The sequence below is a fragment of the Methylopila turkensis genome (assembly GCF_027922325.1).
Classification (GTDB): Bacteria; Pseudomonadota; Alphaproteobacteria; order Rhizobiales; family Methylopilaceae; genus Methylopila; species Methylopila turkensis.
In genome coordinates, this window is record NZ_BSFL01000002.1 from 187959 (window position 1) to 214012 (window position 26054).

At 69.7% G+C, this 26054-nt stretch carries 24 protein-coding genes; 17 read left to right on the plus strand and 7 right to left on the minus strand.

Annotated elements, in window-relative coordinates:
- Positions 1-9: 9 nt before the first annotated feature.
- Together PKE78_RS07535 and PKE78_RS07540 are read left to right on the plus strand one after the other, a co-directional pair.
- Positions 10-897 carry a 2-hydroxy-3-oxopropionate reductase gene (locus PKE78_RS07535; protein WP_271200263.1) on the plus strand — a complete coding sequence of 296 codons (888 nt, stop codon included), beginning with the start codon at positions 10-12 and terminating at the stop codon, positions 895-897.
- A gap of 161 nt (positions 898-1058) precedes the next feature.
- Complete coding sequence (locus PKE78_RS07540; protein WP_271200948.1) at positions 1059-1484, plus strand: L,D-transpeptidase; 426 nt, start codon at positions 1059-1061, stop codon at positions 1482-1484.
- Between the two features lie 21 nt (positions 1485-1505).
- On the opposite strand, the gene chpT is transcribed toward PKE78_RS07540, so the two are convergent.
- On the minus strand, positions 1506-2186 hold the full coding sequence (chpT, locus tag PKE78_RS07545) for a histidine phosphotransferase ChpT (protein ID WP_271200264.1): 681 nt from the start codon (positions 2184-2186) through the stop codon (positions 1506-1508).
- A 136-nt stretch (positions 2187-2322) separates the two neighbouring features.
- Between chpT and cysQ the strand changes: the two genes are divergently transcribed.
- A complete protein-coding gene (gene cysQ / locus PKE78_RS07550; RefSeq protein WP_271200265.1) occupies positions 2323-3132 on the plus strand; it encodes a 3'(2'),5'-bisphosphate nucleotidase CysQ in 810 nt (269 codons plus the stop codon).
- A 4-nt stretch (positions 3133-3136) separates the two neighbouring features.
- Here cysQ and PKE78_RS07555 read toward each other — a convergent pair whose 3' ends face one another.
- On the minus strand, positions 3137-3589 hold the full coding sequence (locus PKE78_RS07555) for a YHS domain-containing (seleno)protein (protein WP_271200266.1): 453 nt from the start codon (positions 3587-3589) through the stop codon (positions 3137-3139).
- A gap of 169 nt (positions 3590-3758) precedes the next feature.
- Between PKE78_RS07555 and PKE78_RS07560 the strand changes: the two genes are divergently transcribed.
- Together PKE78_RS07560 and PKE78_RS07565 are read left to right on the plus strand one after the other, a co-directional pair.
- Positions 3759-4376, plus strand: a complete 618-nt coding sequence (locus PKE78_RS07560; protein WP_271200949.1) for a DUF1134 domain-containing protein — start codon at positions 3759-3761, stop codon at positions 4374-4376.
- Between the two features lie 134 nt (positions 4377-4510).
- Entirely contained in the window at positions 4511-5425 is a 915-nt protein-coding gene (locus PKE78_RS07565) for a coiled-coil domain-containing protein (protein WP_271200267.1), read from the plus strand.
- A 5-nt stretch (positions 5426-5430) separates the two neighbouring features.
- Here the strand turns inward: PKE78_RS07565 and PKE78_RS07570 are convergent, their stop codons facing one another.
- Both PKE78_RS07570 and PKE78_RS07575 read right to left on the minus strand, forming a co-directional pair.
- Complete coding sequence (locus PKE78_RS07570) at positions 5431-6672, minus strand: MFS transporter (protein ID WP_271200268.1); 1242 nt, start codon at positions 6670-6672, stop codon at positions 5431-5433.
- Positions 6669-8846 (minus strand): TonB-dependent siderophore receptor, encoded by a 2178-nt coding sequence (locus tag PKE78_RS07575; protein WP_271200269.1) that lies wholly within the window; start codon positions 8844-8846, stop codon positions 6669-6671. The genes PKE78_RS07570 and PKE78_RS07575 overlap by 4 nt, the downstream gene beginning before the upstream one ends.
- A gap of 351 nt (positions 8847-9197) precedes the next feature.
- Here PKE78_RS07575 and PKE78_RS07580 point away from each other — a divergent pair, with 351 nt between their 5' ends.
- The 10 genes from PKE78_RS07580 to PKE78_RS07625 all read left to right on the plus strand — a co-directional run bounded on the left by PKE78_RS07580 (position 9198) and on the right by PKE78_RS07625 (position 22167).
- Positions 9198-9740: a DUF3016 domain-containing protein gene (locus PKE78_RS07580; RefSeq protein WP_271200270.1), complete on the plus strand. Its 543-nt coding sequence runs from the start codon at positions 9198-9200 to the stop codon at positions 9738-9740.
- Positions 9741-9904: 164 nt separating this feature from the next.
- Positions 9905-10840, plus strand: coding sequence for a biotin synthase BioB (gene bioB, locus PKE78_RS07585; protein ID WP_428981255.1), 936 nt, complete (start codon positions 9905-9907; stop codon positions 10838-10840).
- Positions 10837-11979 (plus strand): 8-amino-7-oxononanoate synthase, encoded by a 1143-nt coding sequence (locus tag PKE78_RS07590; RefSeq protein WP_271200272.1) that lies wholly within the window; start codon positions 10837-10839, stop codon positions 11977-11979. The genes bioB and PKE78_RS07590 overlap by 4 nt, the downstream gene beginning before the upstream one ends.
- Complete coding sequence (gene bioD / locus PKE78_RS07595) at positions 11976-12599, plus strand: dethiobiotin synthase (RefSeq protein WP_271200273.1); 624 nt, start codon at positions 11976-11978, stop codon at positions 12597-12599. Before PKE78_RS07590 ends, bioD begins: the two co-directional genes overlap by 4 nt.
- Positions 12596-13864, plus strand: coding sequence for an adenosylmethionine--8-amino-7-oxononanoate transaminase (locus PKE78_RS07600; RefSeq protein ID WP_271200274.1), 1269 nt, complete (start codon positions 12596-12598; stop codon positions 13862-13864). The genes bioD and PKE78_RS07600 overlap by 4 nt, the downstream gene beginning before the upstream one ends.
- On the plus strand, positions 13861-14847 hold the full coding sequence (locus tag PKE78_RS07605; protein ID WP_271200275.1) for a beta-ketoacyl-ACP synthase III: 987 nt from the start codon (positions 13861-13863) through the stop codon (positions 14845-14847). The genes PKE78_RS07600 and PKE78_RS07605 overlap by 4 nt, the downstream gene beginning before the upstream one ends.
- Before the next feature lie 101 nt (positions 14848-14948).
- A complete protein-coding gene (gene mutS / locus PKE78_RS07610) occupies positions 14949-17621 on the plus strand; it encodes a DNA mismatch repair protein MutS (RefSeq protein WP_271200276.1) in 2673 nt (890 codons plus the stop codon).
- A 29-nt stretch (positions 17622-17650) separates the two neighbouring features.
- The gene (locus PKE78_RS07615; RefSeq protein WP_271200277.1) at positions 17651-17875 is read left to right on the plus strand and encodes a hypothetical protein; all 225 of its coding nucleotides are present in this window, start codon (positions 17651-17653) and stop codon (positions 17873-17875) included.
- 130 nt (positions 17876-18005) lie between these two features.
- The gene (locus tag PKE78_RS07620; RefSeq protein WP_271200278.1) at positions 18006-20810 is read left to right on the plus strand and encodes a [protein-PII] uridylyltransferase; all 2805 of its coding nucleotides are present in this window, start codon (positions 18006-18008) and stop codon (positions 20808-20810) included.
- Between the two features lie 298 nt (positions 20811-21108).
- Positions 21109-22167, plus strand: a complete 1059-nt coding sequence (locus PKE78_RS07625; protein ID WP_271200279.1) for a fatty acid desaturase family protein — start codon at positions 21109-21111, stop codon at positions 22165-22167.
- 16 nt (positions 22168-22183) lie between these two features.
- On the opposite strand, the gene PKE78_RS07630 is transcribed toward PKE78_RS07625, so the two are convergent.
- Positions 22184-22603, minus strand: coding sequence for a nuclear transport factor 2 family protein (locus PKE78_RS07630; protein WP_271200280.1), 420 nt, complete (start codon positions 22601-22603; stop codon positions 22184-22186).
- 138 nt (positions 22604-22741) lie between these two features.
- Here PKE78_RS07630 and PKE78_RS07635 point away from each other — a divergent pair, with 138 nt between their 5' ends.
- Together PKE78_RS07635 and PKE78_RS07640 are read left to right on the plus strand one after the other, a co-directional pair.
- Positions 22742-23380 carry a TetR/AcrR family transcriptional regulator gene (locus tag PKE78_RS07635; protein ID WP_271200950.1) on the plus strand — a complete coding sequence of 213 codons (639 nt, stop codon included), beginning with the start codon at positions 22742-22744 and terminating at the stop codon, positions 23378-23380.
- A 442-nt stretch (positions 23381-23822) separates the two neighbouring features.
- A complete protein-coding gene (locus tag PKE78_RS07640; RefSeq protein ID WP_271200281.1) occupies positions 23823-24773 on the plus strand; it encodes a hypothetical protein in 951 nt (316 codons plus the stop codon).
- Positions 24774-25459: 686 nt separating this feature from the next.
- On the opposite strand, the gene PKE78_RS07645 is transcribed toward PKE78_RS07640, so the two are convergent.
- Together PKE78_RS07645 and PKE78_RS07650 are read right to left on the minus strand one after the other, a co-directional pair.
- Positions 25460-25681, minus strand: a complete 222-nt coding sequence (locus tag PKE78_RS07645; RefSeq protein WP_271200282.1) for a hypothetical protein — start codon at positions 25679-25681, stop codon at positions 25460-25462.
- The gene (locus PKE78_RS07650; RefSeq protein WP_271200283.1) at positions 25678-26010 is read right to left on the minus strand and encodes a hypothetical protein; all 333 of its coding nucleotides are present in this window, start codon (positions 26008-26010) and stop codon (positions 25678-25680) included. The genes PKE78_RS07645 and PKE78_RS07650 overlap by 4 nt, the downstream gene beginning before the upstream one ends.
- Positions 26011-26054: the final 44 nt, after the last annotated feature.

Sequence of the window (26054 nt, forward strand, 5' to 3'; positions counted from 1 at the left end):
GAGACCATCATGAACGTCGGTTTCGTCGGCCTCGGCATCATGGGCAAGCCCATGGCGGGCCATCTCATCGCGGGCGGCCACACGCTCTTCCTCAAGACCCGCCGCGAGGTTCCGGCCGAGCTGGTTTCCGCCGGCGGAACCGCCTGCGCCACCGCGAAGGAGGTCGCCGAGAAGTCCGACGTCGTCATCACCATGGTGCCGGACACGCCGGACGTCGAAGCGGTGCTGTTCGGCGACAACGGGATCGCCGAGGGCTTGTCGGCCGGCAAGATCGTCGTCGACATGAGCTCGATCTCCCCGATCGCCACCAAGGCCTTCGCCGAGAAGATCGCGGCCAAGGGGGGATCTTACCTCGACGCTCCGGTCTCCGGCGGCGAGGTCGGCGCGAAGAACGCCTCGCTCACCATTATGGTCGGCGGCGACGAAGCGACCTTCGACAAGGTGAAGCCGCTGTTCGAGCTGATGGGCAAGAACGTCACGCTCGTCGGCCCCACGGGCGCGGGCCAGTCCACCAAGGTCGCGAACCAGATCATCGTGGCGCTCACCATCGGGGCGGTCGCCGAAGGGCTGCTGTTCGCCTCCAAGGCCGGCGCCGATCCGGCCAAGGTCCGGCAGGCGCTGACCGGCGGGCTCGCGACCTCGCGCATCCTCGAACTTCACGGCGAGCGGATGATCAAGAGGACCTTCGATCCGGGCTTCCGCATCGAGCTTCACCAGAAAGACCTGAACCTCGCGCTCGAAGGCGCGAAGTCGCTAGGCCTCGCGCTGCCCGCGACCGCCGTCGCGCAGCAGCTGTTCTCGGTCTGCGTCGCGAACGGCGGCAAGGCCTGGGACCATTCGGGCCTCGCCCGCGCGCTCGAGATCATGTCGAACCACCAGATCGCCGACGCCTCCTGACGACGCTCCTCGACGGGGCGCGCGACGCCGCGCGTCCCGTTCGCCTTCGGCGCGACTGCGCTAAAGCCCGGCGCCGCGCGTGTGATTCGACAGTTCGCCGCATTTACGCCACATATGTGTCAAGCTCCCGCGAGGGCGGCATGTTTAGGGCGTGGATCATGATGTCGAACAGGATCATGGGCCTGCTGGCCCTCGGTTTCGGGCTCGCCTTCGCGGCGCCCGCGCAGGCCACCGTGGTGGCGCAGATCAGCCTCTCGCAGCAGCGCATGGACGTGATGGTGGACGGGGTCCGGGCCTATTCCTGGCCGGTCTCCACCGCGCGCCGCGGCTATGTCACGCCCACCGGCAGCTACCGGCCGTTCCGCACGGAAAAGATGTGGCATTCCCGGAAATACGACATGTCGCCGATGCCCTATTCGGTGTTCTTCCGCGGCGGCTACGCCGTGCACGGAACCACCTACGTGCGCTCGCTCGGCCGCCCCGCGAGCCACGGCTGCGTGCGCCTGCAGACCGCGAATGCGGCGAAGCTCTACGCGCTGGTGCAGAAGAAGGGCATGGCGCGCTCGCGCATCGTCATCACGCGCTGAAGCCGCGACCTGACGCGCCGCTCAGGCCGCGACAGGCGTCGCCCGCGTGACGATGCGCTCGCCCTCCACCTCGGCCTCGATCGTCACCTCCATGTTCGCCGCCTTGGCGACGAGGCCGGCGTAGAACGGCTGGATGACGTGGGCGTCGACGCGGTCTTCCGGCGCGCGGCCGGCGATCAGGTCGACCACGTTGGCGGGCACGCGCGCGGTCGGTCCGGTCGCGACGATGCGGAACGCGGTCGCGTCGCCCTCGCCCTCGGCAGAGACCGCGATGACGCCGCCGCGCGGGATGGTGGTGGTGGCGACCAGCACGAGGTTGAGCAGCAGCTTCACCTTGTTCTTCAGCAGAAGCTGGCGGTTCGCCTCCCAGGTGAGCTTGGTCTTCTGGTCCTCGATGAAGCCGCGCGCCACCTGCTCGGCGTCGCCGAGGTCGAGAACGGACGCGGCCGAGCCGGCCGCACCGAAGGCGATGCGGCAGAACTGAAGGCGCGCGGAGGCCTGCGCCGCGCTCTTCTTGATCAGGTCGAAGGCGAAGCCGCGCATGCCCTCGTCCTTCTCGTCTTCGAGGATCTCGAGGCCGTTGACGATGGCGCCGACCGGGCTGATCACGTCGTGGCAGACGCGGCTCGCGATCAGGGCCGCGAGGTCGAGGCCGTCGAGCGTGATGATCTGCGAGGGCGGCGAGGCGTCGGAGGTTGACATGGGAGCTCCTGCCGAGGCTTGGAGAGGACCTGAACGCCGAGCCGACTCAAAGCTGTCCACGAACGGCTTCGAGCCTGATACACGCTACGTTGCGCGCCCTCAAGGCGACGCCGTCCCCTCCCCCGGAGCCCGATCGATGCCCCAGCCCGCCTTCGACGCGCGCCTGCTTGCGGCCCTGTCCGAGCTGTGCTCCGAAGCCGGCCGGGCGATCCTCGACGTCTACGACGCAGAAGCCGTGATCGTGCGCGAGAAGGGCGACCGCAGCCCCGTCACCGACGCCGACGAGAGGGCGGAGGACATCCTGCACGCCGGCCTCGCCAAGCTGCTGCCGGGCGTCGCCGTCATCGCCGAGGAGGCCGCGTCGCGCGACGGCGTGCCGGACGCCGCCCCCGACGCCTTCCTGCTGGTCGATCCGCTCGACGGCACCCGCGAGTTCCTGTCGCGCAACGGCGAGTTCACCGTGAATGTCGGGCTGGTGGTCGCCGGCCGGCCGGTCGGCGGCTGCGTGCACGCGCCGGCGCTCGGCGCGACCTGGATCGGCGCCGACGGCCTCGGCGCCCGCAAGGCGGTCGCCCCAATCCGCGCGACGCCCGCGGACGACGCCTTCATCGGCATCTCGGTCCGGCAAGCTGCGCCCGGCGCGCTCTGCGCGGTCGCGAGCCGCAGCCATTCCGACGCCGAGACGGAAGCGTTCCTCGAACGGCTCGGCGTCACCGAGCGCCGCTCGGCCGGCTCGTCGCTGAAGTTCTGCCTGGTGGCGGAGGGCGCGGCCGACGTCTACCCCCGCTTCGGCCCGACCATGGAATGGGACACAGCCGCGGGCCACGCCGTGCTCGCGGCCGCGGGCGGGGCCGTGACCGCACCCGACGGCGCGCCGTTCCGCTACGGCAAGTCCGAGGCTGGCTTCCGCAACGGCGGCTTCGTCGCCTGGGGCCGTCGGGGCTGAGCGCTCAACGCGCCAGTTGGGCCTCGACGCGCGGCCAGGCCTTCTCGGCGGGGCGCGGATCGCGGAAGGCGTCGCGCTCGCCGGGCGAACGGAACAGATAGAGGGCCTCGCCGCGCACGGCGAAAATCAGCGGATGCCCCGCCGCCGGCGCGCCGTTCGCGACCGCCGCCGGATCGTAGCCGCCGAAGCGCGGGGCGTAGACCTCGGGCGCGGACAGAAAGGCCGCCATGTTCGCGGCGCTGGCGAAACGCCACGCGGCGCCGTTCCATTCGGCCTCGTGCTCGCGCTGTCCCGGCACGGCGCGGCCGTCGGTGAAATAGGCGACCGGATCGTAGCCGTAGAGCGCGATGCCGTTCGCGGGGTCGGACACGTAGCGCTCATCGACGCCGGGCGTCGCCGCGGCGGGAACGATCCCGCAGAGACCCACGATCGCCAGAGCTCCGAACACGCTACGCACGATCGTCGAACTCCCCCGCCTGCGCCATCGCGGCTTTTTCCGTCACGTTCCTTCTAAACCCGCCGCGTTCACCTTTGAGTAAACCCGATCGCTCAAATTCGACGCATCGGCGCGTCTTCCGTGATTCGCACGGCTTCGAGCGCGCCCACGGACGAGAAGGATGAACGCGATGTCGTGGAACGCGATCGTCGCCGCCGCAGCGCTCGTGGCCGGCATGACCCTCCCGCACGCCGCCTCGGCGCAGTACGCCGGACCCGAGGCCACCCGCGCCGCCTATTCCGATGGCGAGTACGGCGGCGCCCGCCAGACCTATTCGAGCCAGGAAATCCTGGACAAGGGCCACGCCTTCTTCGGCTCGATGTCGCGCGGCCTCGCCGGCATCGTAGAGAAGGCCACCAGCCAGTGGGGCGAGCCCAACGGCTACATCCTCGGCGAGGAAGCCGCGGGCGCCTTCGTCGGCGGCCTGCGCTACGGCGAGGGCAAGCTGTTCACCCGCGGCGGCCAAGAGCAGCGCGTCTACTGGCAGGGCCCCTCGCTCGGCTTCGACTTCGGCGGCGACGGCGCCCGGACCATGATCCTGGTCTACAACCTGCCGGCGAACGAGGCGATCTTCAGCCGCTTCGCCGGCATCAACGGCTCGGCCTATCTGGTCGGCGGGCTCGGCATGACGGCGCTGAAGGACTACAATACCGTGCTGGTGCCGATCCGCACCGGCCTCGGCGTCCGGCTCGGCGTCAACGTCGGCTATCTCAAGGTCACGCCGCACTCGACCTGGAACCCATTCTGAGCCGCGCACGGCGCTCCCCCGGCTTGGCCTCGGGGGGCGCCTGTGCCATGCTCCAGCGACGAACGCCACCGGCGCTCGCCGGGGCGGCGGCGCTTGCGCGGAGGCCCCGCATCGCATTCCGCGAGCACGCCTGAATGGTCGAGCCTGCCCTCTACGCCGCCTTCGGCGCCTGCGTCGCCACGCTGCTCCTGCTGCTGTTCCTGCCGCTGTTCTGGAACCGCGCGGTGCGCCTCACCACGCGCCGTCTGGCGGGCCGGCTGCCCATCTCCGTCTCCGAGATCGTCGCCGCGCAGGACCGGCTTCGCGCGGAGCACGCCGTCTCCCTGCGCGCGACCGAGCGGCGGGCGGAGACCATGCTGGCGCAGGCCGCGCGCGAGCGGGTGGAGGCCGGAGCGCTGCGCGCCGGGCAGCTCGCGCTCAAGGCCGAGGCGGCGGACCTGCGCGAGACGGTGAAGCGGCTCGAGACCCAGAACGCGCTTCACCGCGGCGATCTCGACCGCACCAGCGCCGAGTTCGCCGACGCCCTCAAGGCGCTCGACGCCGCCAAGCTGGACGCGCGCGCCGCCAACCGCGGCCGCGACGTGGCCCGCAAGGAGGCGCTCGCGGCCCAGACCACGGCGGATGCGCTGCGCGTCGACTTGGCCGCCGCCGAAGCCGCGCTCGCCTCGGCCCGCGCAGGCCTCGCCGAGACCGAAGCGCGCCTCGCCCGCACCCAGAACGCGCTGACGCTGGTCGAGGCCAAGGCGGCCTCCGCGGCCGTGCAGCTCACGGAGGCGCAGGCCGGGCGGCTCGCGGCGGAGAAGCGCCTCGTCGAAGAGACGGCGGCGCTGGTCGCGGCCCGGGCGGAAAGCGCGCGCGGCGGCGCGGCCCCGTCGCCGGCGTCCGCTTCCGACGACGACCTCATGATCGAACTGCGCGCCAAGCTCGACGAGCTCGCCGACGCGATCGTGCGGGCCGAAGACGGCCGGCCGGCCGAGCCCGCCCGCGCGAAGACGCTGCCGCCGGCGGCTGCGTCCGGCGTGACCGGGCTGCTGCCGAGCCACGCCTAATCCCGTCAGACGGCGCGCGCCTCGCGCGCGCGGCCGGCGCCGAAGCCCAGCCCCAATGCGAGGCAGGCGGCCAGCGACGCGGCCGCCACGACCCCGAAGCCGGCGGCGAAGCCGAAGGCGTCGCCGAGCGCGCTGACGAGCCACCAGCCGACCACCGCCACGATGGCGTCCATGCTTTGGAACAGAGTGAAGTCGACGCCGGCCTGATCGGGCGAGGCGCGTCCCATCAGCTCGGAATAGACCGCGACGAAGCCGAGCGACAGCGTTCCCGCCGAGACGACGGCGATGGCTGAAAGCAGCGCCGGGGAATGGATCTCGGCGTAGGCGCACAGCGCGAAACCCGCGGTCGCCGCGGCCTGGGCCGCGAGCGCGGCGGCCATGACGCCGAAGGCGCCGTAGCGACGCACCAGCGCGCCGCCGCCGGCCGCGCCGGCGAGCCCGACCACAGTGACGCCGACGCCCTGGAGAACGCCGAGCAGCGTCAGGCTCAGGCCGGCGTCGATCAGGAACGGACCGATCAGCACCGAGGCCCATTTCTGGCCGAGCACATAGAAGGCGATCAACGCAAGGCCGGACCGCATCTCCGGGCGCTTCAGCGCGGCCATGATCGACTGCGGCGGCCGGTCCGGCCGGGCCGCGCGCGCCCCGTCGGGCGCGAGCAGGAACGGCAGCGCGAGCCCGACCAGGATCGCGGCCATGACCAGCGTAGACGGCGTCCAGCCGAGATGGTCGATCAGCACGAGGAACAGGCCGCCGCCGATCGCCGCGCCGAGATAGGCGCCGCCGACCTGGGCCGCGTTGCCCCAGCCGCGGTCCTTCTCCGCGAGGCTCTCGACCGCATGGCCGTCGCAGGCGATGTCGACGGTCGCCGAGCAGAACGACGCGATCACCATCGCGACCATCAGCGGAAGGAGCGCCGCGGTCCCGATCACCGCGCAGGCGGCGATCGCGCCGGCCCCGAACGCGCCGACCACGCCGACGACCAGCCGCGACCGCCGCCGCCCCACATGCGGCGAGCGGAAGCGCTCGACCGCCGGCGACCAGAGGAATTTGAACGACCACGGCAGCACCGTGATCAGGACGAGCGCGATGTCGTTCAGCGACGCCCCGCTCTGGCGCATCACGGCGGGGAGCCCCGTGAAGATCACCCCGCCGATCACGCTCTGGGCGGTGTAGAGCCCGCCGAGCCCGACCAGAAGCCGGACCGGCGAGGCGTCTCCGCGCCGCGGGCCGTTCGCCAGATTCACCAGCGGTACTTCAGGCTGGCGATCACTTTACGGCCCTCATCGAAGTAGCAATAGTTCGACGAGCAGACCTGTTCGACCTTGTCGAGCAGGTTGGTGGCGTTCAACTGCAACTTCAGCCCTTTCAGCTTGGGATTCAGGTTCTCGAGCTCGTAAGACGCCTTGGCGTCGACGAACGCGCGGGCCTTGTTGGCGATGACCGAGCGGTTCGCGTTGTCGCCGAAGTTGCGCCCCGTGTAGCGGACGCCGGCGCCGAGGCTCAGCCCCTTGGCCGCGCCGTCCGGCACGTCATAGCCGCCCCACAGCGAGAACGAGTGCTTCGGAATGCTGGTGAGGTTCTTGCCCTTGATGCTGTCGGGCTTGCCGATCTTCGTGTCTACATAGGCGTAGGAGGCCAGCAGGTTGACCCCGTTCGCAAGCGTCGCCGTACCCTCGAGCTCGAAGCCGCGCGACCGGAAGTCGAGCTGGGTCTGGCGGTTGCTTGAGCCGGACGAGTCCGTGACCACCGCGTAGACGATGCCATCATCCTGCTTCAGGTTGAAGACGGAGGCGTTGATGGTCGCGTTGGCGTCCGGGAACTTGTACTTGACGCCCGCCTCGACCTGCTCGCCCACGGTCGGCTTCGTCACGGTCCCGTCGATGACGGTGCCCGGATTCGGAACGAAGGACGTGCCGTAGCCGACATAGGGCGTGAGGCCGAACTCCGTGACGTAGCTCAGGCCGACGCGGCCGGTGAACTTGCCCTCGTTTTGCTTTTGCGTGTCCTTCGTGCGGACGCCATCAAACGCTGTCGTATCAGATTTGTACGTGCTGTCGAACCAGTCGTAACGGCCGTTTAGCGTCAACCGCCAAGCGTCCATCTTCAGCTCGTCCTGCGCATAGACGCCGATTAGGCTCTGGTCCTGCTTGGCTCTGAACGGCGTCGCAGCGTCCGAGCCGAAGTCAGGAATCTCGATCTCATCGGGATCGGAATAGTAGCTCAGCGCATATTTCGACGAGTACTTCAGCAGGCTGACGTCCACGCCGGTCAGCAGCGTATGCGAGACCGGACCTGTCTGAAGCTCGGTCTTGAGATAGGTGTCCGCCGCCAGAGCGACGAACTGCTCCTTGACCAGCCCGGCGCCACCCGCTTCCGAGAGTTCGCTGTACCGGCCATTGTATTCCTCGCGCTGGGTGAGCGCCGACCCGCGAACGTTCTGGTGGATGCTGACCATGTCGCTGAAGCTGTGCTTGAACTCGTAGCCGACCCGGCCCTGATCCTGCGTGAAGTTGTTGAACTTGCCATTGGCGAGCTGCGTCTTTACCGCGCCGATCGAGTTAAAGTCGGCGTCGTAATGGTTCACATAGGCGGCCGATCCGCCGGTCCGGCCATGCATGAACTCGGTCAGGATGGTGAGTTCGGTGTCGTCGTTCGGCCGGAAGGTGACGGCCGGCGCGATGAACACGCGGTCGTCCGGCACGTATCTCATCTCCGTGTTCGCGTCGCGCGCGAGGCCGGTCAGCCGGTAGAGCACCGTGCCCTGCTCGTTCAGCGGCCCGCCGATGTCGAAGCTGACCTGCTTGCGTGCGTGAGAGCCCGTCTGGACCTCGACCTCGCCGAACTTGTAGTCGGTAGGACGCTTCGAGATCAGGTCGATGACGCCGACGGACGCGCTCGCGCCGTACAGCGCGGAGGACGGCCCCTTGAGCACCGTGACTGATTCCAGCCCGTAGGGCTCCAGCCGGAACAGACCGCTCGGGCTGCTGAACTGGCGGAGGCCGTCGCGGAACACGCCGGTGTAGGTGACGTCGACGCCGCGGATGAAGAAGCTGTCGAAGCGCGGGTCGCCGCCGTAGGCGCCCGTGCGAACGCCCGGGGTGTAGTTCAGCGCCTCCTGGAGATTCTGCGGCCGGCGGTCGTCGAGCTGCTTCTGCGTCACCGTCGATATGGTCTGAGGCGCCTCGTTCACCGGCGTGTCGGTCTTGGTGGCCGAGCGCGTGGTCTTGGCGACGTAGCCGTCGTTGGTGGCGACGCCCGGCGCGCCGTCGACGCGGCGGGTCTCCGTCCCCTGACCCTCGACCGAGATTTCCTCGAGCACCGTCGTCCCGCCGGCCGCGCCTTGAGCCTGCGCGCCCTGCGGAAGCGACAGAACGGCGAGCGAGACGCTCGCAAGCATAGCGTGCGACAAACGTGACATGAAACGGAACTCCAGCGCGAAACGATGTCCGCCCGTACAGGAGACTCCGCAGAACACTCAAGAGCTCTCGCAAATATTCGAATTCGAACAATTCAAATCTATGTCCAGCTCTCGCACCACACATAGAACTAAGCCGGATTTATCGGGGATAAGGAGCTTATGTTGCTGTCTTCCTATGGCGACGCGGCAAGATCATCGTCGCTTTCGCCGCCCCGCGGGATGATGTCGCCGCGCAACATCACAGGAGCGTGATCCCCGAGGCGGCCGATGCGAAAGACGAGGCCGCGGCGACGACCGGGCCGAGGCGTCGCGCGCCGGCCATGGCATTTGGCATAACTTGGAGACCGACCCATGAACCCCGAGTCGCTTTTCGGCCACAGTTCGGCGGCGATCGTCCGCGGCCTAGCCAGCGCGCTCGCCACGGCGGCCGTCGTCGCGCTCTCGCCTGCCCCCGTGGCCGCGGGCGAGGCCGTGGTGCGCGTCGCCCGGCAGCCCGGCGTCGACACGCGCCTCTTTCGTTCCGCGCGCGAGCGGGACGCGGCGTTCGCCGCGCTGTCGCGGCATCTCGCCCGGCTGGCCGAAACCCGGCTCCCGGCCGGGCAGTCGGTCGCGATCGAGCTGATCGACATCCGGCCCGCCGGCCAGTTCGAGCCGTGGCGGGCGACGTTTCAGGACGTGCGCGTGCTGCGGGACGTCACGCCGCCCCGGGTCACCCTCGCCTACACGCTGAGGGAGCGCGGGCGGACGCTCGCCCGCGGGCGCGAGACCCTGACCGACATGAGCTACCTCGCGAGCCCGGCGGCGCGCTCGTCGCTGTCGAGTTGGCCCTACGAGAAGGAGCTGCTGTCCGACTGGTTCCGGTCGCGGCTCGTGCTGCGCCGCCCGGCGCCCTGACCATCTGCGGCCTTACGCCGTTCGGAGGGCGTTTCCAGCGGCCGCGGATGCGTGTAAGGCGATATTGCAGTGCGGTCACATCATCAGCGGACGGGCGGGCGATGGCGCTTTCCAATTCCACGGCGACAGCGGTTCAGGCCCCCCTCAAGGCGCTCTGGACGCGCATGGAGGCGCGTCGCGTCTACGCGCAGCCGTTCATGGACCTGATCCTGCAGGCGCAGACCGTCCATCGCCGCCATTTCCCGGCCAACGAAGTGCAGATGAGCCAGCTTCTGTCGATCAAGACCGGCGGCTGCCCCGAGGACTGCGGCTATTGCAGCCAGTCCGCCCGCATGCCGGGCGAAAAGCTGTCCGCCTCCAAGCTGATGGAGGTCGAGCGGGTGCTCGCGGAGGCGCGCAAGGCGAAGGACGGCGGCGCCACGCGCTACTGCATGGGCGCCGCCTGGCGCTCGCCGAAGGAGCGCGATATGGAGATGGTCGTCGCCATGGTCGAGGGCGTGAAGGCGCTCGGGATGGAGACCTGCATGACGCTCGGCATGCTGTCGCCGGCGCAGGCGATCCGCCTCAAGGACGCAGGGCTCGACTACTACAACCACAACATCGACACCTCGGAGCGCTATTATTCCGAGATCATCACCACCCGCTCCTTCGCCGACCGGCTTGAGACGCTCGACAACGTCCGCCAGGCCGGCATGAAGGTATGCGCCGGCGGCATCCTCGGCATGGGCGAGACCGAGGACGACCGCATCGACATGCTGGTGACGCTCGCGAACCTGCCCGAGGCGCCGGAGAGCGTGCCGATCAACATGCTGATCCCGATCCCCGGCACCCAGCTCGAGAACGCCGCGCCGATCGACCCGATTGACTTCGTCCGCACGGTCGCGCTCGCCCGCGTCATGATGCCGACGAGCCATGTGCGGCTCTCCGCCGGCCGCACCGAGATGTCGGACGAGACCCAGGCTCTGTGCTTCCTCGCCGGCGCCAATTCGATCTTCGTCGGCGAGACCCTGCTCACCGCCGACAACCCCGGCGAGGACCACGACGCGGGCCTGTTCCGCCGCCTCGGGATCAAGCCGGAGGCTCCGGGCGCCGCGGGATGACCGCCGCGGGCCTGGCGCGCTACGCCTCCGCGCTCGACGGGCTGGAGCGCCGCAGCCGCCGCCGCGCGCTGATCCCGCGCGCAGGCGTCGACTTCGCCTCGAACGACTATCTCGGCCTGAGCGCGTCGCCGCGCCTCGCCAACGCCGTGCGCGACGCGCTCGCGCGCGGGGTCGCCGTCGGCGCGGCGGGCTCGCGCCTGCTGCGCGGCAACGATCCCGAGCACGAGGCGCTGGAGGCCGAGGCCGCGGCCTTCTTCGGCGCTGAGCGCGCGCTGTTCCTCGGTTCGGGCTACGCAGCCAACGTCGCGCTGGTCGCGGCGCTGCCGCAGCGGGGCGACCTCGTCGTGCACGACGCGCTGGTCCACGCCAGCGTGCATGACGGCCTCAGGCAGACCAAGGCCGATGTCGCGAGCGCGCCTCACAACGACGCGCAGGGCTTCGACGACGCGATCCGCGCCTGGCGCGCGGCCGGCGGGCGCGGGACCCCGTTCATCGCGGCCGAAAGCATCTATTCCATGGAGGGCGACGCGGCCCCGGTCGCGGACCTGCTTGCGATCGCCGAGGCCCATGACGGCTTCCTGCTGCTGGACGAGGCCCACGCCACCGGCGTGTTCGGCCCGGGCGGGCGCGGCCTTGGCGAGGCCTTCGAGGGGCGCTCCGCGCTGATCGCGGTCCACACCTGCGGCAAGGCGCTCGGCGCCTCGGGCGCGCTCGTCACCGGCCCTGCGCCGATCGTCGACTTCCTCGTCAACCGCGCCCGGCCCTTCATCTACGCCACCGCGCCCTCCCCGCTGATGGCGGCGGCGGTGCGCGAGGCGCTCAGAATCGTCGCCGACGAGCCCGAACGCCGCGCGGCGCTGGCGCGGATGGTCGAACTCGCCGGCCGCAGGCTGGGCGTTCTGGGCGTCACGCCGACGGGCACGCAGATTCAGCCCGTGATCCTCGGCCTCAACGCCCGCGCCGCGGCGATCGCGCGGCGGCTGCAGGCCGCGGGCTACGACTGCCGCGCCATCCGCCCGCCGACCGTGCCCGAAGGCACCGCCCGGCTCCGGATCTCGCTCACGCTGAACGCGGACGAGGCGGCCGTGACCGGCTTGACCGACGCCATCGCGGAGGCCCTGACGGCGGCCGCGGCATGACCCCGATCGTGGCGACAGGCACCGACACCGGCGTCGGCAAGACGGTGGTCGCGGCGGCGCTCGCGGCGGCGCTCGGCGCGCACTACTGGAAGCCGGTGCAGGCCGGGCTCGACGAGGCGACCGATTCCGAGACCGTCGCTCGCCTCGCCGGGCTTAACCCCGAACGCGTTCTGCCCGAGGCCTACCGGCTGCGCACGCCTGCCTCGCCGCACCTCGCGGCCGAACTCGACGGCGTCGCGATCGAGGTCGATCGGCTCGACCCGCCTTCCGTCGACGGCCCGCTCGTGATCGAGGGCGCCGGCGGGCTGCTCGTCCCGCTGACGCGCGACGTCCTCACCATCGACCTGTTCGCGCGCTGGGGTTTTCCGGCGGTCCTCGTCGCCCGCACCGCGCTTGGCGGCATCAACCATGCTCTGCTCTCGCTGGAGGCCCTGAAAGCGCGCCGCATCCCGATCGCCGGCGTCGCCTTCGTGGGCGACGACAATCCCGACACGATCGCGACCATCGCCGCCTTCTCCGGCGCGAAGGTCCTGGGACGCCTGCCGCGGCTCGACCCGCTGACGCCCGAAACGCTGAAGGCGGCCTTCGCGGCGGGCTTCGATATCCGTCCGCTCCGATGACATCGCCCTCCCCCGTCTGGCGTCCCTTCTTCCAGCACGCGCTCGAGCCCGACCCGCCGACCGTCGTCCGCGCGCAGGGCGCGTATCTGCACACCTCGGACGGGCGTGCGCTGCTCGACGCCATTTCGTCGTGGTGGGTCACGACCCACGGCCACGGCCATCCCCGCATCGTCGCGGCGATCCGGGAGGCGGCGGAGAGCCTCGACCAGGTGATCTTCGCGAGCGTCACCCACGAGCCGGCCGAGCGGCTGGCGCGCGAGCTCGTGGCGCTCGCGCCGGCCGGCCTGACGCATGTGTTCTATTCCGACTCCGGCTCGACCGCGGTCGAGGTCGCGCTCAAGATGGCGCTCGGGGCGTTCTCCAACCGCGGGGTCGCGCGGACCAAGATCGTCGCGATGGAAGGCGCCTATCACGGCGACACGATCGGGACCATGAGCGTGGGCGAGCGCGGCGTGTTCAACGCGCCCTACGCCCCGCTGCTGTTCGAGGTCGGCCGTATCCCCTTCCCCGCCGCGGGCCGGGAGCAGGCGACGCTCGACGCCTTCGAGGCGCTGGCGCGGGCGGGCGACGTCGCGGCGCTGATCGTCGAGCCTCTGGTGCTGGGCGCGGGCGGCATGCGTATCTACACGCCACAGGTTCTGGCGGAGCTGAAGCGCATCGCCGAAAAGCATGGAGCCTACTTCATCGCCGACGAGGTGATGACGGGATGGGGCCGGACCGGAACGCTGTTCGCCTGCGAGCAAGCCGGCGTCTCGCCCGACATCCTGTGCGCGTCGAAGGGGCTCACCGGCGGCGCCGTCCCGCTCGCCGCGACGCTCGCGAGCGAAGAAATCTTCGCCGCGCATCATTCGAGCGACCGCGCAAAGACCTTCTTCCACTCCTCCTCCTACACCGCGAATCCCATCGCCTGCGCGGCGGCGGTCGCCAATCTGGAGATCTGGCGCGAGGAGCCGGTGACGGAGCGGATCGCGGCGCTGTCGCGATGGCAAGCCGCGCGCATCCGCCGCTTCGAGGGCGATCCCCGCTTCCGCGCCCCGCGCGCCTGCGGCACGATCGCGGCCGTCGACCTCGCGGTGCCCGATCCCGGCTATCTCGCGGAGGTCGGGCTGAAGCTGCGCCGGTTCTTCCTCGAGCGCGGCCTGCTGCTGCGGCCGCTCGGGGATACGCTCTACGCCATGCCGCCCTATTGCGTCACCGAAGCCGAGCTCGACCGCGTGTTCGACGCCTTCGAGGAGGCCGCGGACGTGGCGGGGCTCGTGCGATGAGGTCGCCCGGCGTCCAGCTCGCGGGGCTCGGCTGGGCCGCGCCCGAGCGGCGCGTGACGAGCGCGCAGATTGAGGCCGATCTCGGGCTGGAGCCCGGCTGGATCGAGCGCCGCACCGGCATCCGCGAGCGGCGCTGGGCCTCCGACGGCGACACGCTGTCGGACCTCGCCGCGGCCGCCGGCGAGCGGGCGCTGGCGAGCGCCCGGATCGACCGCGGCGCGATCGGCCTCACCCTGCTCGCGACCTCGACCCCCGATCACCTGCTGCCGCCGAGCGGCCCGCTGGTCGCCCATCGCCTCGGGCTCGAACGTTCCGGCGCGGTCGATCTCGCGGGCGCCTGCGCGGGCTTCCTCTACGCGCTCAGCCTCGCCGACGCCCATGTCAGGGCGCGCGGGCAGGCGGTTCTCGTGATCGCGGCGAACCTTCTCAGCCGCCGCATCAACCCGGCCGAGCGCGGCAGTTCGGTGCTCTTCGCGGACGCCGCCGGCGCGGTCGTGCTCGCGCCCGACGCCGACCCGACCCGCGGCGCGGTCGCGGTCTCGCTCGCCTCCGACGGCGCGGGCTACGGCCTCGTCGGCATACCGGCCGGCGGCAGCGCGCGCCCATTCGCGGCGGACACGCCGATCGAGGACACCCGCATGACCATCGCCGACGGCCGCGGCCTGTTCGCGGACGCGGTGAAGCTGATGACGGCCTGCTCGCGCGAGGTTCTCGAGGAGGCCGTCGTCGCGGCGGAGGCGGTCGACCGCTTCGTCCCCCACCAGGCCAACGCCCGGATCTTCTCGGCCGTCGGCGCGAGGCTCGGCGTGCGCGACGAGGCCATGGTCTCGTCGATCGCGGAGTTCGGCAACTCCTCCGCCGCCACCATCCCGCTCTCGCTCGCGCTCAGCGCCGAGGCGCGGCCGATCGCGCCGGGCGAGACGCTGCTGCTCGCCGCCGCCGGCGCGGGGCTGACCGGCGGGGCCATGCTGCTCAGGGCGTGAGAGGTGGGGATGACGGCGGGTAAGCGCCGGCCTGCGCCTCGTCCTGCGCCTTCGCGCCATGGTAGGGATCGGCGTCCGCCATCCGGCTCGAAGAAGGCTCCATGACCGAAGTCCGCGATACCGCCCCCGCGCGCGTGACGCCGATGATGGAGCAATACGTCGAGATCAAGACCGCCAATCCCGACAGCCTGCTGTTCTACCGGATGGGCGACTTCTACGAGCTGTTCTTCGAGGACGCGGAGATCGCGAGCCGGACGCTCGGCATCACGCTGACGAAGCGCGGCAAGCATCTCGGCGAGGACATCCCGATGTGCGGCGTGCCGGTGGAGCGCGCCGACGACTACCTGCAGCGCCTGATCGCGGCCGGCCACCGCGTCGCGGTCTGCGAGCAGACCGAGGACCCGAAGGAGGCGAAGAAGCGCGGGGCGAAGTCGGTCGTGCGGCGCGACGTGGTCCGCCTCGTGACTCCCGGCACGCTGACCGAGGACGCGCTGCTGGAGCCCCGGCGCGCGAACCTGCTGGTCGCGGTGGCGCGCGCCCGCGCGGAGACCGGCGGCTTCGCCTTCGGCCTCGCCCATGTGGACGTCTCGACCGGAGCCTTCGCGGTCGGCGAGGCGGCGGCGGAGACGATCGGCGCGGCGCTCGCCCGGCTCGATCCGGCGGAGATCCTCGTGCCCGAAGCGCTGGTCGCCGAGCTCGCGCCTGCGACGGCCGAGACCCGCGCGGCGGTGACGCCGGCCGCCCGCGACCTGACGGACCCCGCCCGCGCCGACGCCCGGCTCGCCGGCCATTTCGGCGTCGCGACGGCGGACGCCTTCGGCGCGCTCACCCGCGCGGAGCTCACCGCCGCCGCGACCGTCGTCGGCTATCTCGAACGCACCCAGCTCGCGAGCCGTCCGCCGCTCGCGCGGCCCGTGCGGGAGGGGCGCGGCGCGACCATGGAGATCGACGCCGCCACCCGCGCCAATCTGGAGCTCACCCGCACGCTCGGCGGCGATCGCGAAGGCAGCCTGCTCAGCGTGATCGACGCCTGCGTCACCGCCGGCGGCTCGCGGCTGCTGGCGAGCCGCCTCGCAGGACCGCTCACCGACGTCGCGGCCATCGCCCGCCGGCACGACGCGGTCGAGGCCTTCGTTGAGGCGCCCGACCGTCGCCGCGCGGTGCGGGCGGCCTTGCGCGCCGCGCCCGATCTCGCGCGCGCCGCCCAGCGCATCGCCTTCGGACGCGGCGGCCCGCGCGACCTCGCCGCCATCCGCGACGCGCTGAAGGCGGCGGAGCAGCTGGCCGCCCGCATCGACGGCCTCGCCGAGGAAGGCGCCGAGATCGCCGGCGTCGCCTCCACGCTCGCCCGCGCCGACCACGCGCTGGCGCGCGATCTCAAGGCCGCGCTCGCCGACGACCTGCCGCTCCTGAAGCGCGACGGCGGCTTCGTGCGGCCGGGCGCCTCGCGGGAGCTGGACGAGGCCCGGAGCTTGCGGGACGAGAGCCGCAAGGTGATCGCGCAGCTTCAGGCCGGATACGCCGATGCGACCGACGTCCGCACGCTCCGGATCAAGCACAACAACGTGCTGGGCTACTTCATCGAGGTCCCCCAGCAGCATGGCGAGCGCCTGCTCAAACCGCCCCATGGCGAGACCTTCGTGCACCGCCAGACCATGGCCGGCGCCATGCGCTTCACCACCACCGAGCTCGGCGATCTCGAGCGCCGGATCGGCGAGGCCGGCGACACCGCGCTGAAGCTGGAGCTCGATCTGTTCGAGACGCTCGCCGCCCGCGTCTCCGCCGGCTGGGACGGGCTCGCCGCCTGCGCCGGGGCGCTCGCCGTGCTCGACGTCACCGCAGGCCTCGCCGAGGTCGCGGTCGACTGCGGCCATGCGCGCCCGCATTTGGACGCCTCGCTCGACTTCAAGCTCGAAGGCGCCCGCCATCCCGTCGTCGAGCGGGCGCTGAAGAGCGCCGGCAAGCCGTTCGTGCCGAACGACGTCGCGCTGTCGGAGCCGGAGCTCGACGCCGGCCTCGTCCAGCTCGTCACCGGCCCGAACATGGGCGGCAAGTCGACCTATCTCCGGCAGGCGGCGCTGTGCGCGGTGCTGGCGCAGGCCGGCGCCTTCGTCCCGGCCAAGGCCGCGCATATCGGGGTGGTGGACCGGCTGTACAGCCGCGTCGGCGCGGCCGACGACCTCGCCCGCGGCCGCTCCACTTTCATGGTGGAGATGGTCGAGACCGCCGCCATCCTGAACACCGCGGGGCCGCGCTCGCTGGTGATCCTCGACGAAATCGGCCGCGGCACCGCCACCTTCGACGGCCTGTCGATCGCCTGGGCCGCGATCGAGCACCTGCACGAGGTCAACCGCTGCCGGTCGCTGTTCGCGACCCATTTCCACGAACTGACGGCGCTCGCCCGCCGCCTGGGCCGGCTGCGCAACGCGACCGTGCGCGTGAAGGAGTGGAAGGGCGAGGTGGTGTTCCTGCACGAGGTCGCGCCCGGCGTCGCCGACCGCTCCTACGGCATCCAGGTGGCGAAGCTCGCCGGCCTGCCGCCTTCCGTCGTGCGCCGCGCCAAGGCGGTGCTGGACGAGCTGGAGGCCGCCGACCGCGCCTCGCCGGTGGAGCGCATGATCGACGACCTGCCGCTGTTCGCCGCGACCCGGCCGAAGCCCGAGGCCGGCCCCGACCCGCTCGCAGAAGCGCTCGACGCCATCGACCCCGACGAGCTGACCCCGAAGGGCGCGCTGGAGGCGCTCTACAGGCTGAAGGCGCTGCAGAAGGAATGATGGGCGCGGCGCAGTCGGAAACCGCTGCGATGAAGATCGGCGATCTGGTGAAGGTCGCGAGCCTCCCCGCAATACTGCCCGCGGACAGCCGCGCGATCTTTCACCTCTGCGTCGGCCGGGTGTTTCCGATCGTCGGCAGGCAGGGCGACCTCGACGAACTCGAGGTCGGCGAAGTCGTCGGGCTCCCTCTTGCGATGCACTCGATCTGGCTGGAGCCGGAGCATCTCGTTCCGCAAGATTCGGCTGCGTCCTGATCAGCCGGGTTTGGGGCTTTCTTCGCGTTCAACCCTCGCTGGAGGTCCCACGCATGGCGCTTTAACGCCTGTCCCCTTATGTTCCGCGCCCGAACCGCCCGATCGTCCGCTTCGACGCCTGCGAGTCCCGATGTCCACTGTCCGTCAACGCCTGCGCGCCGCGCGCGACGCCCGCGAGCTTTGCGACGCCAAGGCGCTCGCGGCCGATTTCGCGGCGATCGCCGCGAAACGGAAGGGCGACGGCCAGACGCGGCACAACGAGGTGGTGGCCCGGGTCAAGGAGGCGCTCGCGAGCGGGCGCGCCACCGCGCGCAAGTGGCTCGAGGAGGACGCCGCCGGCATGCTGTGCGCGCAGCGCCTGTCCGGCCTGATGGACGCGGTGCTGCGCGCGCTGTTCGCCCACGCGACCGAGGACCTTTATCCCCGCCAGAACCCCTCCTCCGGCGAGCGGCTCTGCGTCGCGGCCGTGGGCGGCTACGGGCGCGGGGCGATGGCGCCGGGCTCCGACGTCGACCTGCTGTTCCTGCTGCCCTACAAGCAAACCGCCTGGGGCGAGAGCGTGGTCGAGGCCATGCTCTACGTGCTGTGGGACGCCGGCCTCAAGGTCGGGCACGCCACGCGCTCGGTCGACGAATGCGTGCGGCTGTCGCGCGCCGACATGACGATCCGCACCGCGGTGCTCGAGGCCCGCTACCTCTGCGGCGACGAGGAGATCTTCGCCGAGAAGATGCGCCGCTTCGACGCCGAGGTGGTGGAGGGCACCGGCGCCGAGTTCGCCGCCGCCAAGCTCGCCGAGCGCGACGACCGGCTCGGCAAGTCCGGCGCCTCCCGCTACCTGGTGGAGCCGAACGTCAAGGAGGGCAAGGGCGGGCTGCGCGACCTCAACACGCTGTTCTGGATCGCGAAATACGTCTACCGCGTCCACGACGTGGAGGAGCTGGTCGGGATCGGCCTGTTCTCGGCGGCCGAGCTGAAGCTGTTCCACAAGTGCGAGGACTTCCTCTGGGCGGTGCGCTGCCACCTGCACTTCATCACGGGGCGGCCCGAGGATCGGCTGTCGTTCGACCTGCAGCGCGAGATCGCGATCGCGCTCGGCTACACCGAGCATCCCGGCCTGCGCGACGTCGAGCGCTTCATGAAGCACTACTTCCTCGTCGCGAAGGACGTGGGCGACCTGACCGCGATCCTCTGCTACGCGCTGGAGGAGCGCGAGGCCAAGCCCAAGGCCAGGCTCGACCGCTTCCTGACCCGGCTGAAGCCGCGCCGCAAGCCGAAGGCGCTCGGCGACTTCATCGTGGAGCACGAGCGGCTGAACGTGGCCGACGATCAGGCCTTCGCGCGCGATCCCGTCAACCTGATCCGCTTCTTCCAGCTCGCCGACGCCCACGGGCTCGCGCTGCACCCGGCGGCGGTCCGGCTCGTCACCCGCTCGCTCAAGCTGATCGACGGTGAACTGCGCGACGACGCCGAGGCCAACCGGCTGTTCCTGGAGATCCTGACGTCGCGGCGCTCGCCGGAGGTGACGCTCCGGCGGATGAACGAGGCCGGCGTGCTCGGCCGCTTCATCCCCGACTTCGGCAAGATCGTCGCGATGATGCAGTTCAACATGTACCACCACTACACGGTGGACGAGCACCTGCTGCGCTCGATCGGCATCCTGTCGGAGATCGAGCGCGGCGAGGCCGGCGACCAGCATCCGCTGGCGAACGAGCTGATCGCGGTGGTGCGCGATCGCGTCGTGCTTCATGTGGCGCTGTTCCTGCACGACATCGCCAAGGGGCGGCCGGAGGACCATTCCGTCGCCGGCGCGCGCATCGCCCGCAGGCTCTGCCCGCGGCTCGGCCTCAGCGCGGCGCAGACCGAGACGGTCGCCTGGCTGATCGAGCAGCACCTCACCATGTCGATCGTGGCGCAGTCGCGCGACCTGTCGGACCGGCGCACCATCGCCGACTTCGCCAAGATCGTGCAGAGCCCGGAGCGGCTGAAGCTGCTGCTGATCCTGACGATCTGCGACATCAAGGCGGTCGGGCCGGGCGTGTGGAACGGCTGGAAGGGCCAGCTGCTGCGCACGCTCTACTGGGAGACCGACAACGCGCTCACTGGCGGCCGCGAGATCGGCGACCGCAAGAGTCAGGTCGAGGAGGCGCGGCGGGAGCTCAGGGCCGCCCTGCCGGACTGGACCGACGAGGCCTTCGAGGCCTACGCCCAACGGCACTACCCGCCCTACTGGCTCAGGGTGGAGCCGCAGCGCGCCGTCGCCCACGCCCGCTTCCTGAAGGAGGCCTGCGTCGACGGCTGCAAGCTCGCGACCGAGGTGAAGACCGACGCCTTCCGCGGCGTGACCGAGCTGACCGTGCTCGCGCCCGATCATCCGCGCCTGCTGTCGATCATCGCCGGCGCCTGCGCGGCCGGCGGCGCGAACATCATGGACGCGCACATCCACACCACCACCGACGGCTTCGCGCTCGATTCGATCTTCATCGGCCGCGCCTTCCCGCAGGACGAGGACGAACTGCGCCGCGCCCGCCGCATCGCCGAAAGCGTGGAGCGGGCGCTGACCGGCGACATCTGGCTGTTCGACATCGTCGAGCAGAAGGTGAAGGGCCATAAGGGGCGCCCGCGCGCCTTCCAGGTGACCCCCGAGGTCAACGTCACCAACGCATGGTCCGACCGGCACACGGTGATCGAGGCGGTCGGGCTCGACCGGCCCGGCCTGCTCTACGAGCTCACCACCGCGATCTCGAAGCTCAACCTCAACATCGTCTCGGCCCATGTGGCGACCTTCGGCGAGCGCGCGGTCGACGTGTTCTACGTCACCGACCTCACCGGCGCGAAGGTGAGCTCGACCGCCCGGCAGAACACCATCCGCCGCCACATGACGGCCGCGCTCGAAGCCGGCGACAGGGACCGCCACAAGGCGAAGGAACGCGCCTGAAACTCCGCCGCGTCCGGGCCGCCGGTCCAGGCCGGCGCGTCCCCGCCGTCATGCCCGCGCCTTCGCGGGCATCCACGACTTGAGCGTCGCGCGCTACGTCAAAGTCGTGGATGCCCGGCTACGCCGGGCATGACGCGAGATCAAATGTCCCGACACGCTCTTGGGCTTTCCCCCTCAGCCGCCCGTCCGCGCATGACAGCCTCCGCGCCGACGCGTGTCTTGGCCCCGACGAAATGCTAAGGTGCGCCCGAAGCGCCGCCGTAAGCGGCGCAAATCCCTGACGCGAGCGCGCAGCCCCTTGTCCGCACCCGACCAGAACCTCGTCGCCTCCGCCCACAAGCTCTGCGCCGACCTCGCGGCCGCGCGGCCTGCGGTCTACTGGACCGACCTGATCCTGACCGCCGCCGTCGCCTACGCCAGCTTCGCCGGCGTCGTGCTGGCGCCCGGCCTCGGCCTCAAGGCGGCGTTCTTCGTCGTCGCCACCCTCGCCTTCTACCGCGGCGTCAGCTTCATCCACGAGGTCAGCCACCTCAGGCCGCAGGACGTGCCGGGCTTCCGCGCCGGCTACGACGCGCTAATCGGCGTGCCGTTCCTGACGCCCTCGCTGATGTACGAGGGCGTGCACAACCAGCACCACGCCAAGTCGCGCTACGGCACGAAGCTCGATCCGGAGTACCTGCCGCTCGCGAACGGCGCGCTGGCGCAGGTCGCCGTGTTCCTGGCCGTCTCGGCGCTGGCGCCGCTCGGCCTGCTGATCCGTTTCGCCGTGCTCGCGCCGCTGTCCTGGATCTCGCCGAAGCTCCGGACCTTCGTGATCGAGCGCTGCTCGGCGCTCGCGATCAACCCAGAGTTCAAGCGCGACATGCCCGCGGGCGATCAGGCCCGCCGCTTCCGCCTGCTGGAGACGCTCTGCGCGGTCTGGGCGCTCGCCTTCCTGGGGCTCACCGCCGTGGGCGTGATCGCGCTGCCCGTGTTCGTCACCGCGCTCGCGCTCGGTTCGGCGGTCGCGGTGGTCAACCAGTTCCGCACCCTCGTCGCCCATCACTGGGAGAACGAGCACGGCTCCGAGATGACCGCGACCGAGCAGTTCCTCGATAGCGTGAACGTGCCGCCGCCGGCGACCCTGCCGATGCTGTGGGCGCCGGTCGGCCTGCGCTACCACGGCCTACACCACCTGCTGCCGCGCCTGCCCTACCACGCGCTCGGCGCGGCCCACGCCCGCCTCTGCGCGACGCTGCCGCCCGACAGCCCCTATCACAAGGGCAGCCACCGCGGCTTCTGGCACGTCACCGGCCGCCTGCTCGGCGCGATCCGCTCGCGGAAGAACGCAGTCGCGGAGGTGGTTCCGGGAGAGTAAGGCGCGCCGTGGCCTGTCACACCCGCACGCGTTGCAGGATCTCGTAATAGGCGTTCAGGTCCAGCCATTCGATTCCTGAGACGACCTTCCCGTCCTTGATCGTCATGATGTACATGTAGCCGTTCCTGTAGGGCTCGCCGTCGATGGCCCGGCTCGAACTGTCGATCTGCGCGAACACCTTGTCCCCGTCGGCCCAGACGCCGCGGGTCGTGATCTTCAGCGGTTCCGCGAAGCGCGCGAAGAGCGCCTCCTCGGCGTTGTCGAAGAGATCCTTCAGGCCATGATAGGTGCGCGCGACCGGACCATGTCCGGCGATCGTCCATTCAACGTCGGGCGCAAACGTCGTTTCGAAGAACCGCGTGAAATCCTGCGACGCGTCGTTCAGCGCTTCGGTCACGAGGCGGCGGTTCGCGTTTTCCTGTTCTGAGTAAGCCATATCGAGTTCCTTTGGAGTTGGAATCGAACGACCTTGACCGGCGGCGGGCGCCGGCTAAACTGATCGTTCCAGAATTAGAGCTATACCGATCGTTCCAAAAGTCAACCGGGATGATGGCGGGGCGGCGGGCGTGTGGTCATGAGCGAACGCGATGCGACGCCGGCGACGACGGGAGGCTCAGCGGCGCGGGGGCGGCCGCGTCAGTTCGACAGCGACGCCGCCTTGGCGGCGGCGATGCGCGTGTTCTGGCGCCACGGATATGCGGGAGCGAGCGTCGGCACGTTGATCGAAGCGATGGGGATCAGCCGCGCCACGCTGTACGCGTCCTTCGGCGACAAGGAGAACCTGTTCCGGAAGGTCATGGATCTCTATGAGCGGGAAAAGACCGCTTACATGCTCGAGGCGCTGGACCAGCCCGATGCGCATGGCGTCGCCGAACATCTGCTTCACGGCACGATCGCCCTTCAAACCGGCACGGCGGATCCCAAGGGCAGCATGGGCATCGTCCACTCGCTCAGCCATGCGCCTGGTGACGAAAGCATCCGCGAATTCGTCACCGAGCGTGGCCGCTACTGGCGCGACAGGCTGATCGCGCGCATCGAGCAGGCGGCCCGCGATGGCGACTTTCCGCCCTCCTACGAACCGCGCAGTCTGGCGCTGACCCTCAAGGCCGCGACGGACGGCCTGCTGGTCGCCGCCGGCAGCGGGGCGAGCGAAAGCGAGCTGCGGGCGATCGCCGAGACATTTTTGGACATGTGGCCCGGCCGGCGGGCGTAAGCGATCGCAGGCCTGACGGCGAGGGCCAACTCCGGTCGCGGGAGAACGCGGTTGCGGAGGTGGTTCCGGGGGAGTGACCGCGGCCCGACCGCCTCACGCCATGGCCGCCGGGTCGCCTCTCCCGTCGCGTAGCGTCTCTTTGACGATCGAATGCGGGCCTCAAATGCTGGATGATCGGCGTCTATCGGCACTGCGGCGAGGCGCTGTCACAGCAACGACGGTATGCGCCGCGCGGAAACGCTTAAGGCGATCAGCCAAGCGCGTCTAATGTCAGAGTTTGGCGTGGCCGGGAAAACCCCGTCAGAAATTCCGGCCCTCTTTTCTCTTGGTAAAGCGAGAAACCCCACGTTCTAGCCAGAACTTTTCCAATCTCGGATTCTCGGCGAGAGTTGGGCATGCTCTTCAACACGTCGTCTTGGTTCTGGTCGCCTGCGAGGCTGATATGACAGAAAAACCCTCTGGTGGCGGTGGGTACTACGCGGTGAACACAAATGACGGCCGGACGACGACTTATTTTAACGGTGCCCTTATCCAAAGCTATTCGCAGGAAACTCAATCATTAACTACGTTTCGTCCTGTCAAACCGACCGATCCATCGAAGCTCATCGGGCCGAAATTAAAAGTCGAACGCGCCAAGCGTCACATTGCGGAATTAGCAAACCTAGCAGCCGACTTCGCTACTCGAAACGCTTATGAACTCACTCACGACATTGATCCGCAGACTGGTGAGAATGTCTTTCGCATGCTGGTCCACGAACCGATCCCACGGGATGTGAGTTCCATTGCCGGGGATGCGGTTCATAACTTGCGAACAGCTCTCGACTATCTTGTGTGTGATCTAGTCCGCGCGAATGGAAAGACGCCCCACCAGAATGGGGGATTCCCTATAGAGGCCAGAGCTAAGCGATCGAAGCCCGGAACTATCTCGAAAATACAGGGTGTTAGAGCATCAGCTGAGAAACTTATCCTCCGGATAAAAGCTTGCGAAGGAATAAACGCTGCACTTTTCAGGCTTAATATTCTCGATGTATTCGACAAGCACAATGGCATTGTAGCCGTGGCCGCGGCCACTGTTCAACTGAGCGCTAGGGTCGAAGTCCCCGGCGTGTTCATCGGGCCGAACGGAACCTTCTGCATCGGCGGCGGCTTAGCATCGCTCATGATCGACGCCGGAACACCCACTCAGTTTCGCAAAATCTGCCCGCTTGAAAACGATGTTGAAATTCACCGATCTCCGGGAGAATTCCGCGAGGAAATTCAGGCATCTATCGCCATATCGTTTGGAAAAACCAGCATTATAGACATCGAAGGCGAGCCAATTATCGAAACACTAGAACTCGTCACGAACATCGTGGAGAGAATTATTGGCATGTTCGAGCGCAGGGCGTTCTAGCTCTGGCCTTTTCGATCGTCACCGCCTCCCTCGCATTTAAACGATTCGATCTTAGACAAACAATTGGCGAAATCGCCTTCTCGCTTACTTTTAAGGAATATAATCCTTGACATTCGCCCCCTCCTCAGCCACGCTTTCCCCGCCTCCTCCCAACCATGGAGGCGTCGGCGGGCCGTCCGCCGGCGCGGGAGGAGGGCGGAGCCTGCGCCAGGGGGGACCGGCTTCCCTGTCCCGGGAACCTGTTCGAGGGACGGATCGCGAATGGCCCGTCGGCAACACGTCAAACCCCCGGCACTACGACCGGGGCGTGGCCAGAGCGTCTCGACTTGCCGAAAACCGTGCGCGGGGCGCCGCAGCGTCCCTCACTCAACCCAAAGCATCGACGTTGCGGCGTTCCCGCGCCTCCATCCGTCCGATCCCAAGCCCGTCCCGACCACAAGCCCCGCCCGACACGCTTCCGCCCCCGCGGAACGCTTCCCTGCGACCGGAGGCGGGTCGGGCGACCACGCGATCATGCCGCATCAGGGAACGGATTTGTCGGCGCCACGCGCAGGGGGCATGACGGCCGGACTTGGGACATGTCGGAAACCGTCGCCCCGGCCGCACGGCGCGAACCGTTCGCGGAAAAGCCCCGCGGCGAAGGTGGCGCCGCAGAAGTCATGGAGCCGCGGTGCGCTCCGAAAACCTCAATCGTCGTCGGCGTTTATGGCGCCCAGTTCGCCATGCGCCTGATCGTCCGCAAGCGCGCGGTCGATCGCCTCGATCGCGTTCTGGATCTGCGTGAGCCGTTCCGCGTTCGAAGCCGTCGCGCCCGACCGCCCGGCTTTCGCGCACCGTCGGACATGGCGCACGCGTTGCTCGACGAGCGTGGCGCGGAACCCGGCGAGATCCTGGCTGGCCGTGCTCATGACGCGACCGGGGCCGCAAGGCGCAGGGCGTTCGCCTGCACCACGCCGCGGTAGTCGTCGATCATCCGGTCGAACGATCCGCCGGCGAGCAGCGCCGGACCGCAACGAAACGCCGACGCCGTCTTTTCGGACATCATCAGCTGAATCTCTTCGCCGACCTCGGCGCCGCCACGGGCGACCATCGCCATCCGCAGGCCGATCACCTGCTGGCATTCGATCGTCAGCATCGCGAGTTTCCACATTGTCTCGAACATCAGGCGGCGTCTCCGGTGCGCGGCGCGACCACTCACGCCGCCTTGACCAACGGTATCCAGGCGCCGTCGTTCCATGTCCTGCGGTCGGGGCGGACGCGCCCCGGCGGCGGGCGTCGGCG